Below are 12,295 nucleotides of genomic sequence, written 5' to 3'. Positions count from 1 at the left end.
CCGAAAGGGAATCTGATGGGGCAGATTTTGTAAAGGAGGGCATGAATGGCAGATAAGCGGGCAGACCAGCTCAAAGAAATCACGGAACGGTTGGAGCAGGGCGTAAAGGACATTTTTACTTCGGAAATGTATACGAAGTACCTGCTTACAATGTCGAAATTCCACAATTACAGCTTCAATAATACGCTGTTGATCGCAATGCAGCGTCCAGATGCTACGTTGGTGGCTGGGTACAATGCCTGGAAAAATAAGTTTAACCGCTATGTAAAAAAGGGCGAAAAGGGCATCCAGATCATCGCGCCTGCTCCAGTAAAGGAACGAGAAGAACGGGAGAAAATCGACAAGGACACCGGGCTTGCGGTGCTGAATGAGAACGGAGAGCCGGAAATCGAAGTGGTGGAGAGGGTGATTCCCCGGTTCCGGGTAACAACGGTTTTCGATTATGCCCAGACAGACGGAGAACCTCTCCCTACGCTGGAAGTAAATGAACTTACCGCCCGTGTCAAGGATTATACCCTGCTGAAAGAGGCAATCGAACAGGTATCTCCTGTGCCAATTCGTTTTGGAGAGATCGAGGGCAGCGCGAAAGGCTATTACAGCCACATGGACAAAGAAATCTGTGTTCGTGCTGATATGGGCGAAAGCCAGACCATCAAGACGATGATCCATGAGGTTGCTCATGCCATGCTGCATGACAGCGACCAGATGAAACAGCGCGGCGAGGAAAAAGACCAGCTTACCAAAGAAACAGAAGCGGAAAGCATTGCATTTACAGTTTGCTCGGCACTTGGCATTGATACTTCGGACTACTCATTTCCGTATGTGGCAAGCTGGGCAAGCGGCAAGGAACTGAAAGAATTGAAGGATTCGATGGATACGATTCGATTGACTGCTGCTGATTTTCTTGAAAAGCTGGAAACGGCGGTGGCAGAAAGGAGTGTGGAGCGCATGACGGCGATGGAATACGCAGAAAAGCTGATTGCGGACAAGGAACAGGATAAAACCATTTTTGACAACAGCCAGCGAAATCTCATTGTGAACTTTGCTTACAAGCTGGATGATCGGGCGGCAACGGAAGAACTGGCGAGCAATCTGGCGGCTGCGGTTGCGGCTGAAAACACGGAAGAAGTCAATCGCCTGATGTGGGAAGCAGAGGAGAAGATCGAAAATCTGCCGGATGGCATGATCGGGCTTTCGGAAATGCACGAATACGGGTATTTGAAAGATGATGTTCTGCCGCTGACAAAGGAAGGCGCACGGGAGTGGCATCGGCTGGGCGAACGGATTTACCCGCTGTTTCAGGATGGCACGGCAGGAGATTTCGCCAGTCAGGAAGAGATCGAACAGCATGATGGCATTTTCGGAATCAAGGCTGACGCATGGAGTGCAATTTTGCTGGAAAAGAACGAAGAGTATCTGGAAGATGAGTATTCCCGCCCGGATGCCGCGCTGACGGTGATAAGTCGGGAGCAGGCTCTGCGGCTGTTTGATGAGGGCAAGCAGATTTATCTTATCCGTATCAGCCCGTGGCCGGTTCTTGTTACAGGGCGTGAAGAAATCGAGCGTGGAAGTGACTATTTCCAGATTGCCAAGGAGGATTTGGAAAAGGACAAGCAGAAAGTAATGGAAAACAGAGAAAAAACACCCGTTGAAAAGCTGGCGGCAGACCTTGATAATTTCGCCTTTGACTTCGATTTCTACCACTATAAAGATAGCGTGGAGGATCGGGAACAGGCAGTTGAAGCACTGAAAGAACAGATTCAGGCTGGGGATGTTCAGCCGATCCGGGAATGGCTGCAAGCCGCAGTGGAGGAATCAGAGGGAGAGTCCGCAGAAAAGGCGGCGGAGCTGATAACCCGGCTGGATGCGTTGGTTAAGGAGCAGAAGCTGCTTTCCGGCAGTGAAAAGCAGTTTGGCATCTACCAGATCACTGCCCGTGACCCGGAACACGACTATCGCTTTATGAATCTGGACTTTGTAAAACGGCATGGGATGGAAGTGAACCATGCAGACTATGAGCTGGTCTATACCGAGCCTCTTACGGAAAAAGATACACTTGAAGCTATTTACGAACGTTTCAATATCCAGCGTCCAACGGATTTTACCGGGCATTCGCTTTCCGTCAGTGATGTTGTGGTGCTGAACGATGGCAAGTCGATCAAAGCCTGCTATGTGGACAGCATCGGCTTTGCAGAGTTGCCGGATTTTTTCAAGGAAAGAAAGATGGATTTGAAGAAAGAAACGATTCTGGATGAACAGTTGCAGGAAATTGAAATCTTTGATAAGCCCGGTCTTTTCAGCAACAGCAGACTGCGGGATGAGGATGTGCCGGATGGATTGTACCGCTATGACCTGCGCGGGTCGGACTATGATCCGGGGCAGCCGATTCTGGTGGAGAAAACAGTGATCGTAAACCATGCGGCATCTGTTCTGATGGCAGAAGAACTTGACCTTGGCGCAGGCGGTCGGCTGGAACTGGGCGAGGAAGGGCTGAATTTCACGGGTGGATTGCTGACTGTGCGGGAGTTTATGGAAGAACAAGAGCATAAAAAGGATGGCTTAATACACGGTGACTCCGACCAGATTGCAGTTGAGGGTCATGTTGGTACATGGTATGCGATTGACGAAACGGAGGTCAACGGCGAGAAGTTCTTCCTGCTGGAGCATGAGGAATACGGGGATGAAGCTGCCTGCGTTGCGGTCAATGAGCAGGGAAAACTGGTGGCGGAAGATTTGTGGAACGGCTTTGATGAGGAATTTCAGGATGCCGTAAAGGAGTATTTTGCAGAAAAGAATCCGGCATCCCAAAAAGAAGAACAGGCTGTTCCTGTGGCGGAGGAAAGTCGCATGGATAATTCAGATGTTCCGGTCTATTACGAATCTTTCGGCTATGCAGCAGAGAATGGCGAAGTGGATTTGTACCGCATTTCCAGACAGCTCAATGAAGAGTGCAGAAATGCCATTGAAGAAGCGATTGCAGACAACTTCGACGGAATGAACCTTGCAGATGATGCTACGAAGTCCGTCGTTGAACAGTTTGGCATGGAGCGCATGGGCTATATTCTGGCGTACACGCTGAATTATAACAACCATGACGGACGCTATTCACACAGTAATAAGGAATGGGCAGACACCACCTGCAAGGGAGAACGGGGCAGCAATATCCGCACCGACTGGATCGTGCGCAGTCACCCGGCTGTGCTGAACGGGTTTGTGGATATGTACCGTAAAGAACTTGCGGCTGAACAGCAGCGGGAGCCAGAAAAACCGTTTGTCCAGCAGTTCTATGTTGTGACAGATTTGCAGACCAAACCGATGAAAATTGAGAAGTTCGGGAATCTCGATGATGCAATGTCCTGCTATCAGCAGGTTCCGAATTTTCATCTGAAAGCCCTTGGCGTAGAGAAAACGCCTGACCCACTTCCGGGCATTCTGGACATTGTGCAGTGTAAGAACGGTATTGACACGATCGTAGAGGACTACAAGAAAGTTCCGGGCTGGGATAATCCATACATCCAGAACCATGTGGTCGCACTGGTGGCAGGAGCGTTGAAAGTGCAGGATGTGGCGGTAGCCTATGAAATCAACGATGGCTATTTTTACATCCAGACCAGTGAGGATGGCTACGACTATGCCTTATATAATAAGGACTTCACGGTAATGGACGGCGGTATCATCGAAGTGGATGGATATAGACCCGTGCAGGAAGTGATGGAAGAAGTTCTGGCAGAACACGGACACAGCGTTTCTGAGTGCGGTGTGATTAGCACTGAATATCTTCAGGAACAGTCCTACCGTGCAGAAACACAGCGGGCAGAAGCGATGAAAGAAAAGCTGGCGGCAGAGAAGCCTGCGCCAGAAGCAAGCATCAGCTTTTATGTGGCAGAGTGTGCAGAGTTCCCAGTGATGGGTGAGTTCCATGACAATCTGACCTTGGAGCAGGCATTGGAAGTCTACGATAAGATTCCGGCAGAGCGGATGAACGGAATCAAGAGCATTGGCTTTTCTCTTGAGGATGGAAGCATCTATTCGGGAATGTTTGATCTGATGGTAGGTGGAGAAGTGCAGGCAGAGGTCGTCAACCATATCCAACATTACCGGGAAAGCCCGCTGGTGCAGAAAGCAATTTCGGATATGAAAACGCTTTTGGAAAAGCGGCAGGCAAGCAAGGAGTTGGAGGAACGCCCCAACACCCGGCAGTCTGTTCGTGAAGCGTTGAAGAATCGCAAAAAGGCGCAGGAGCAGCAGTCCAATCAGGAACAGGCAAAACCGAAGAAGGCAAAGAAGAAAGGAGAAATGGAACTGTGAGCAAGGTGCATTTTGATGAGAACGAACTGATGATTATGGCAATGTTCGAGCAGGACATGGCTGAAAATACGAAGAAGGAACTGGAAGAAGTTCTTCCCTATGTTGCTGATGATATGGCAGTAAGGCTGCTGGTGGAGCAGGTGATTTCTAAAATGGAAAATCTGCCGGATAAGCAGTTCAAGAATCTGGAACTGGATTTGTACAGACCAGATGCCCCGGAAGAGGAGAAAGCGTGATGAGTGCTAATCTTTTTATGATTTACCAGATCAATGATTTGGAAAAGAGCCGGGACTATCGCTGTCGCCCGTATGAGTACCAGATTGAAAACAGCTTCATGGTGACAAGTGAGAACTATGTTCTGGGTTATAAGGCATCTCTGATTCAAGGCGTTACACCGGGGCAGATTCGGGAACGAATGGAAAAGCTGAATCCTGATAGATTCAGAGTCCGAAAATTCGGTGTCAGTGATGTGATTGTAACGTCCATTGGCGGCAAAACGCAGTCCTACTATGTGAATCCAAAGGAGCTTATCAAGTTCAATGGATTTTTCACGAAGTTGCCGAATGGCGAGTACCTGCTTCTGAACGAGGAAGGCTATCAGGTGGAGGGGCAGAAAGGAACGTGGACGGTAACGGATGAGAAAACCATAGACGAGCAACGCTTTGTGCTGATGGTGAGTGATCAGAAACCGGATTTGCTGCCCAGCATTGTAGTACAGTCGGATGGAAAATTCATAACATCGACTGCCAGTGGATTTGACAATGCGACTGTCCGAAAAATCCGGGAGCTGCTCCACCATGAAAAATTTTTGGAGAATGGCACAGCAGAAAGAGCAAGGGAGTCTGGCACAGAGCAGAACTACAACATGATAGACGGCTGTGTGAACAATGTGCCTAAGAAGCCCAGAGTGATCGGCGGCAGGGTATCTGTTCTGGATCGCCTGCATATCAAACAGGCGGAAAGAGCGCGAAAGGACAATGCGCAGGTTCAGCAGCAGGAACGAACACGAAAAACTTGAAATTGCAAAAGTGTGTCATAAGAGTTAAATTTTTCAAACACGGAATAGCGGAGTTGATTTTTTAACGCATAGAGGATATAATATAAATGAGAAAGTAGAAGAATACGAAGAAAGAGCCAAACAATACGAATAGGAGGTGTTATGAATGGCTACGTCGAGTATTTTTACAAACATTGTAATCAATGACCCGAAAAAAGCGGAAAAGTTTATTGATGCACTTGAAACATCCAGCCATGATCCTGCATGGAAGCCGACTTCGCCAGTTAAACCGCCGTTGACTGATATAGAGGCAATCCGTAAACTGATGGCAAAGAGGGTTTCAGCAAAGTGAGTCAGTATAACGCAGTAAACATTTTGGATATGGTAGATGCAATCGGAGAGGATGCCGTCAAAAACATCCTTTCCGATTTTTCGTGCCATAAGAATTTTGAAATTGAAAATTATGTAAAAAAGAATGCTTTAGAATTTGCAAAACGGAAAATGTCAATTACCTATTTGGTGGTTGACGAAGAAGGTAACTTGGTGGCATTTTTCGCTTTGACACATAAAGCGGTGCAACTTACAAATGAGGGCTTATCCGGCTCAATGCGGAAGAAGATAGAGCGACACGCAAAATTGGATGAACAATCTAATACATATATGCTGTCAGCATTCTTGATTGCGCAATTCGGAAAGAATGATCGGTATAAAGAAAAAGTCACTGGCAATGAACTGATGGACATGACCATGAATATTCTGGTGGCAGTTCAGAGAGAAATTGGTGGCGGTGTTGTTTATCTGGAGTGTGAAGAAAGACCGCAGCTATTATCATTTTATGAAAATGAGAAAAACAGATTCCGAGTATTTGGTGAACGCTATTCGGACAAAGACCAGATGAAGTACATCCAGTTGCTGAGACTCTTCTGATATATCCGTAACACTATAAGGGGGTGGTTCAATTTGAACCACCTCTTTTTTCTTTGCGGAGAAAAATGCCGCAGAACAAGTTATACATTCTTGTCTGCGGCATTTCTATTAAAGTGTGTGTTCGTCTTTGGTTCGTTTCTGTGTAGAAGGCTGATTTAAGATGCTCGCAACATTAGAGCAGACGGTTTGCAATTCACGATGGTAGTCTTTGAAATACTGATAGGTTTCATATTGTGTGTCCTTCTGCTGTACCAGAAGTTCTTTTTCAGAACGCAGGTCTTTCATAGTTGGAAGTTTCCCGTCTGGTGAATTTTGCTTTAGAAATTGCAACGCTTCTTCATATTTGGCAATCTCATCTGCATGGTTCTGCCGGAAATCCTTTTTATTGGTGGATTTCAGAAAATCAGCGTAGACCGATTTTGTAGAAAGATACTGTCCCAGATAATGAATCTGTTCGTTCACTTTTTTCAGTTTGGCTTCAGTGAGTTTGGCATCGCTGCGGGCTTTTGCCATTTTGGACTGAATCGTATCTGTGGTATCTTGCAATTTTTCCTGAGTATCATACCCATGCTCCTGAATGTAGGCAACAGTTTTAGCCATTTGCTGCAAGTTGCTGATTTTTACTTTCTGGGCATAGGCTCGGCTTTGCTGGGCCTTAATGCAGTTCTGCAAATCAACCACAAGACGCAGGTCGGATTTTATGAACAGAATGGTGATAGGATCGTCCGGCACCCATTGTGCCTGATTCTGTTCAGCGGCGAGTGCATTTTCTTCAAAGAGCTGCAAAAGGTATTCTCGGTCATAGTGGCTTCCCAGTTTCCGGGCAGATATGTACTTCTGCCGATCCGATGTAAGATAGCTGAATCGCTCCCGATGGTCTTTGACCTGTATTCCGTATTCTGCTTTGAGCAGCCGCTGAAATTCTTCAAAAGATTTCGCACGTTCCGCAATGTCGTTGATGGCATTGCGGATTTTTTCTTTGTTGGTTTCAAATTTGGTTTTCATGGGTGCGATGCCTTCTGCCATTATCTCCATGTTGGCCATATCAAGATTGAGCTGTCCTCTGCGCTGGGCATGATATTCCTGCTGTGTGATTTTTTCTGCGGCAGGAGAGAGCAGATCGACCTGATACAATCCCTCGCGTTGGCAGATGTCCATAAGAGAACCTTGTAAATGACGGAGATACTCTTTTGTTAGATGGTGCTTATATCCTGCCTTGCGGTCGATGGCACGTTCAGTATAAGGCTGAGGGGCTATATCTTCTTTTCGTAAACTGTTGATAATGATATGGGTATGGATATTACCGGAGTTGTTGCTGCCGTCTGTATGAGTGCAGACAAGTGCCTGATGCCCCGGAAAATTTGCTTCTGCGTATTCCATGCCAATAGCTTGTGCTTGCTCCCCGGTCAAACCATGATCGGCAACATCCATGGGATCGTGGCTGATAATGTAATGGTGGCATTTGATTTCATCGTATCTTTGATTTTTATGGTATTGCTGGTTGAGCAATTCACACTCAAGATCGAATGCTTCAGGATTGCAGTTCAATCCATCAAAATAAAACTCATCCCGGAGCATGGAATTGCCGTTTCCATCAAGGATGGGAACGAGGTGAAATTCATCATGCTGGTATTTCAAGTAATCAATAACAGCACCATAGTCAGCGTTTTTTACTGCGAAGTGTTTTAGGATTGCCATAGATTCCTCCCAAGTGAACAATTTCTCGACGAAGTTCCCGAACCTCTGTGATGCACTTTTTAATTTCGTCTACGATACTGACGGTGATTTTTCCACCGCTGTGCAAATAGCAGGTAATCTGATTCAGATTGTTTCCGATGCCAGCAGCGATTGTAACTAGCTGATGGATTTCTGACGTGTCCGCAACGATGTAATGAGTGCTTGATGGTGCTTCCTTGAGAAAACACTTTCGGATATATGTGCTGGTGGGTAGTCCTGCACTTTCAGCGTAGCCGGATACGATTTCATATTCCATCTCGCTGCAACGGATATGAATATCGTGGGTTCTCTGAATGGGCTGCTTGTTCTTTGGTCTTGCCATAGTGGTATCCTCCTGATTTTTTGAGAAAAGATTTATCCCGACAAGCCGTAGGCGGTCGGCTGCGACCACTTTAGTGGAAGCCAGATAGCCAAAATCTGTGATTTTGCGCGTGCCGTGGGAATGGGGAACGGAATCCCCATCAAGATTGCCAGAGAACAAAAATCCCGAAAGGGAGTTTTTGGTCTACGCAGGCGAATCTTGCGCTACTTACGGTGGAAGCCGTAGCCTTACGCATTTTCAGGTTCTTCTATCTTTAGAATCGGGCAGAGTGTGTTTCGCAAGGTGTTTTTGAAAAAAATTAAAAAATTTTTTGAAATACCTTGCGAAATGGCCTTTCTCCAATTCTATAAGTGAAAGAAGCTGACACACCACCCAAAAACAGAAAGGAATGAGTGAATGACCGAAACAACTGCACGAACCTATCACACCATGGAAAGCCTGCGCCAGATGGCACAGACCGATCTCCGTAATGTGAACCGCGAGGAACTGGTAGACATCAACGAAGTGGAAATTAGAAAAGACTTGTCGCAGCGGGAGCGGATGGTCGATTTCATTTCGCAGATCAAGAACCCTTATTGCTATCTTGACAAGGGCATGGTTGTGAAGATTAGCTTTGCAGGAGAGAACCGATTAGAGGACACACTGAAAAAATGCGCACGGACGCATAGGAGATAAAAAAGAAGAAAGCAGAAGCAAATTTGCACTTTAGCGCATTAAAGCATTGACATAGACCGCGAAATATGAGATAATGGCTTTGGGTCAAAACAGAATATGTTAACTAAAGCCGATAATTTTCTTGGTTTATTGTCAGAACGACAAATAGATTAAGGAGGTTATCGGCTTTTTATGTTTTTTAAGGAAAATGGACAATATCGCTGCGCTGTGTATCTTCGATTGTCACGTTCAGACGGCGATCAGCAGGAAAGCAACAGCATCAAAAATCAAAGAGCTTTACTGAACGATTATCTGGGAAAGCACCCGGAACTGTATAAGGTCGATGAGTATGTGGACGATGGTTACAGCGGCACAAATTTTGAACGCCCGGATTTTAAGCGGATGATGCAGGACATTGAGAAAAGGAACGTCAACTGTATCATCGTCAAGGATTTATCTCGCTTCGGCAGAAACTACATTGAAACGGGTCGTTATCTGGAAAGAATCTTTCCATTTATGGGAATTCGCTTCATCGCCATCAACGATCATTATGACAGTGCGGAAGAAAACGATGATAAGGGACGTATCCTGATTCCGTTCAACAATCTTATCAACGACACCTATTGCCGGGACATTTCCATGCGTGTCCGAAGCCACTTGGATGTAAAACGGAAAGAAGGACAATTCATCGGCAGCTTTGCAGGATACGGGTATCAGAAAGACCCGAAAGACAAAAATCATCTGATTATAGATGAATACGCGGCGGGCATCGTGCAGGAAATCTTCAAGCTGAAGCTCAACGGGATGAGCGCACAGCACATTGCAAACCATCTGAATGAATTGGGAGTTTTGCCGCCAAATGAGTACAAACGAGCCAGCGGATTCAATTATACTTGCGGATTTCGAGCGGGACTGAACCAGAAATGGACGGTGGTATCGGTCAATCGGATTCTGAAAAATGAATCCTATACGGGAACCTTGATTCAAGGCAAACGTCGGAAAATTAACTACAAAATAAAAAAGAGTCAGGATGTTGGGACTGATAACTGGATTCGTGTCGAGGGAACACATGACGCGATTATCAGTAGAGGTGAGTTCCAACAGGTGCAGCAGTTGATGGAATTGGATACACGCACTTCACCTAGTCAGAAAACAGTATATCCATTATCAGGCTTTCTGCGCTGCGCTGACTGCGGACAGAATATGATTCGGCGCACGGTGACAAAGAAAGGAAAGAAATATCAATACTATCACTGTTCCACCTATAAGAATGGCGGAGATTGCACTCCGCACATGATAAACGGCGAGAAGCTGGAAGGAAGTGTTTTGGCGGCAATCCGGCATCAGGTTGCACTTCTTGTTGAAGCAGAACAGGTGTTATCTCATGCAGACCTGGCAAGCGGTGAACAGATTGGCGTAAAAATTTTGGATGGACAAATCAATGCACTGGAAGCGGAATTGGAACGATACCGTAATTTGAAAGTTCGGCTGTATCAGGATTTCTGCGATGATGTTGTCAGCAAGGAAGAGTACAGTGAGATGAATGCCCGGTTTGCGCAGAAGATAAAAGAGGCGCAAGACAAAATTCAGGCGATTCAGGATAAAAAGCAGGAGGCGGTCAAGCATGACACAATGCTTCCCGGTTGGTTGGAAGAACTGAAACAGTACCAGCACATTAAAACGCTGGAACGGCGGGTGGTGGTAGAACTAATCGACCACATCGACATTCATAGTAAGGAAGAAATTGAAATTCACTTCTGCTTTGAGGACGAACTACACAACATTACAGAAAAATTCATGGAATATCAGGCGCATAACGGGAAAGAGGTGGCAGAAGAATGAGGTGGGTAAGTTACACACGTTCAATCTCCAGCAGGATCGGAGAAGAAAATCCTGCCAATACGATTGCAGAACAGAATGCAAATATTGAACAATACTTGAAAAATAAAGGGTACAGAATATCAGAAAAGTACAGTGACCGCAAGAGATCGGCAGAAGCAGCCGATGGTTTTGATCGAATGGTGCAAGACGGCATGACACAAAAATTCGATGCGGTTGCCGTTGATTCCATCTTCCGTTTTGGCAAGACATTGCCATTTGCCATTGAGGTATTACAGAAAACTTTTTATCCGGTTGGTATTCAGTTTGCTGTTGTTGAGGATGATTTTTGCAGTACAGACCGAACAGCGGACGAAGTGGAACAGTATTTTAAGGAAAAGGCCATTGAGAAAATCCGATTTGAATTTATAGCGAACAGACAGGACAGCTTTGAAAAAGGAGTGCTGACACATCGGCAGGCAAAGTATGGATATGACATATCAGAAGATCGTAGGAGCTTTGTGCTTGATTCGGAAAGCGCATACATTGTGAAACTGATTTTTCAGATGTATCTGGAAGGAATGACGCTTCAAGAAATCGGAGCGGCATTGGACGCACAAAATGTCCCATCGCCGCAAATTCAGATGACTCGAAATAAAAAGGTGACGAGGAAAACAAAATGGCCTGTCACGACAATTCGCTCTATTCTGGTGAATCCACTCTATATCGGAAAGCTCACATTGAAGCTGTCCGGTGCTGAGAAGAAGATGGAAGTTCCACCAATCGTATCAGAGGAAGATTTTCAAAAGGTGCAGGAAAGAATCAATGATTCGGTTAAACTTCCTGCTCCTAAACGGAGATCAACGCCCAATATCCTTATCAAGAAAATATATGACCGGGCAAGTGGAGAACGCTTGTTGTGCAGAACGACTGAGGACGAAACAAGGCAGATATATTCTTTTGACAGAAAATATAAGTGCTTTAGTGGGAAAGCACCCTATATTGAAAGCACTGAAATTTTTGATGCGATTCGATCTTCATTGAAAACAGCGCAGGAGCAGGCAAGATATATTGGCAGATTACTGGAATCGGACAAAGATGAAGTTAAGCGATGCCAGAATATTGTGCTTCAGCCTTATAGGGAACAGGCAAGAACACTTATGGATGCGCTGTCTGAAAAAGATGTTGAGAGAACTGCTGTCTACCGGAAATATGAAAGATGTGAAATGGAACAAGAGCAGTTGGAGGATTTTGAATCTCGGTATCAGGCAGAAATAGAAGAACTGGAAGCAGAGTTTAAGAACATTATGATGAAAGTTTCCGTAATAGAGAAGGCGTTCAGTTATGTAAATCCATGGCTGACAAAATTTCAAGACCTTACGACTCCTGAAATACTGGAACGGACGCACATCAAAAAATATGTGGAGCGGGTTTGGATTGATGATTTTAAGCGAGTAGAGGCTGTTTTGAAAGAGGAAGAATGGACAAGATTCTTCCCGGAGGAATGGATGAGAACCAGAAAGGAAAATTAA

10 protein-coding genes are annotated in these 12,295 nt (G+C 45.7%); 8 read left to right on the top strand and 2 right to left on the bottom strand.

The features are described 5' to 3' along the window. Positions 1-45: 45 nt before the first annotated feature. From DWY95_RS05595 to DWY95_RS05575, 5 genes are all read left to right on the top strand, one after another. Positions 46-4,308: a DUF3849 domain-containing protein gene (locus tag DWY95_RS05595; RefSeq protein ID WP_118552721.1), complete on the top strand. Its 4,263-nt coding sequence runs from the start codon at positions 46-48 to the stop codon at positions 4,306-4,308. After that, on the top strand, positions 4,305-4,544 hold the full coding sequence (locus DWY95_RS05590) for a transposon-transfer assisting family protein (RefSeq protein ID WP_118552720.1): 240 nt from the start codon (positions 4,305-4,307) through the stop codon (positions 4,542-4,544). The genes DWY95_RS05595 and DWY95_RS05590 overlap by 4 nt, the downstream gene beginning before the upstream one ends. Continuing rightward, positions 4,544-5,326 (top strand): YodL domain-containing protein, encoded by a 783-nt coding sequence (locus tag DWY95_RS05585; RefSeq protein WP_118552719.1) that lies wholly within the window; start codon positions 4,544-4,546, stop codon positions 5,324-5,326. The genes DWY95_RS05590 and DWY95_RS05585 overlap by 1 nt, the downstream gene beginning before the upstream one ends. A gap of 145 nt (positions 5,327-5,471) precedes the next feature. Next, positions 5,472-5,657, top strand: coding sequence for a hypothetical protein (locus DWY95_RS05580; RefSeq protein WP_118552718.1), 186 nt, complete (start codon positions 5,472-5,474; stop codon positions 5,655-5,657). Next, positions 5,654-6,232 carry a GNAT family acetyltransferase gene (locus DWY95_RS05575; protein ID WP_118552717.1) on the top strand — a complete coding sequence of 193 codons (579 nt, stop codon included), beginning with the start codon at positions 5,654-5,656 and terminating at the stop codon, positions 6,230-6,232. The genes DWY95_RS05580 and DWY95_RS05575 overlap by 4 nt, the downstream gene beginning before the upstream one ends. A gap of 108 nt (positions 6,233-6,340) precedes the next feature. Here DWY95_RS05575 and DWY95_RS05570 read toward each other — a convergent pair whose 3' ends face one another. Continuing rightward, complete coding sequence (locus DWY95_RS05570; RefSeq protein WP_118552716.1) at positions 6,341-7,930, bottom strand: relaxase/mobilization nuclease domain-containing protein; 1,590 nt, start codon at positions 7,928-7,930, stop codon at positions 6,341-6,343. After that, on the bottom strand, positions 7,893-8,291 hold the full coding sequence (mobC, locus tag DWY95_RS05565) for a plasmid mobilization relaxosome protein MobC (RefSeq protein WP_118552715.1): 399 nt from the start codon (positions 8,289-8,291) through the stop codon (positions 7,893-7,895). Before mobC ends, DWY95_RS05570 begins: the two co-directional genes overlap by 38 nt. A 396-nt stretch (positions 8,292-8,687) precedes the next feature. Here mobC and DWY95_RS05560 point away from each other — a divergent pair, with 396 nt between their 5' ends. The 3 genes from DWY95_RS05560 to DWY95_RS05550 all read left to right on the top strand — a co-directional run bounded on the left by DWY95_RS05560 (position 8,688) and on the right by DWY95_RS05550 (position 12,295). Next, positions 8,688-8,966 (top strand): DUF6870 family protein, encoded by a 279-nt coding sequence (locus tag DWY95_RS05560; protein WP_223386353.1) that lies wholly within the window; start codon positions 8,688-8,690, stop codon positions 8,964-8,966. Between the two features lie 171 nt (positions 8,967-9,137). After that, positions 9,138-10,787 (top strand): recombinase family protein, encoded by a 1,650-nt coding sequence (locus tag DWY95_RS05555; protein ID WP_118552714.1) that lies wholly within the window; start codon positions 9,138-9,140, stop codon positions 10,785-10,787. Then, a complete protein-coding gene (locus DWY95_RS05550; protein ID WP_118552713.1) occupies positions 10,784-12,295 on the top strand; it encodes a recombinase family protein in 1,512 nt (503 codons plus the stop codon). Before DWY95_RS05555 ends, DWY95_RS05550 begins: the two co-directional genes overlap by 4 nt.

Source organism: Faecalibacterium sp. AF28-13AC (genome assembly GCF_003478405.1).
In the GTDB taxonomy this organism is placed as follows: Bacteria; Bacillota; Clostridia; order Oscillospirales; family Ruminococcaceae; genus Faecalibacterium; species Faecalibacterium prausnitzii_E.
The sequence above is the reverse complement of the archived record's forward strand: the minus strand, read 5'-3'. Positions and strand labels throughout refer to the sequence as shown.

Coding starts and splice junctions, on each gene's coding strand:
- DWY95_RS05550 (WP_118552713.1), top strand. CDS start 10,784: ATGAGGTGGGTAAGTTACACACGTTCAATCTCCAGCAGGATCGGAGAA.
- DWY95_RS05560 (WP_223386353.1), top strand. CDS start 8,688: ATGACCGAAACAACTGCACGAACCTATCACACCATGGAAAGCCTGCGC.
- DWY95_RS05585 (WP_118552719.1), top strand. CDS start 4,544: ATGAGTGCTAATCTTTTTATGATTTACCAGATCAATGATTTGGAAAAG.
- mobC (WP_118552715.1), bottom strand. CDS start 8,291: ATGGCAAGACCAAAGAACAAGCAGCCCATTCAGAGAACCCACGATATT.
- DWY95_RS05570 (WP_118552716.1), bottom strand. CDS start 7,930: ATGGCAATCCTAAAACACTTCGCAGTAAAAAACGCTGACTATGGTGCT.
- DWY95_RS05555 (WP_118552714.1), top strand. CDS start 9,138: ATGTTTTTTAAGGAAAATGGACAATATCGCTGCGCTGTGTATCTTCGA.
- DWY95_RS05595 (WP_118552721.1), top strand. CDS start 46: ATGGCAGATAAGCGGGCAGACCAGCTCAAAGAAATCACGGAACGGTTG.
- DWY95_RS05580 (WP_118552718.1), top strand. CDS start 5,472: ATGGCTACGTCGAGTATTTTTACAAACATTGTAATCAATGACCCGAAA.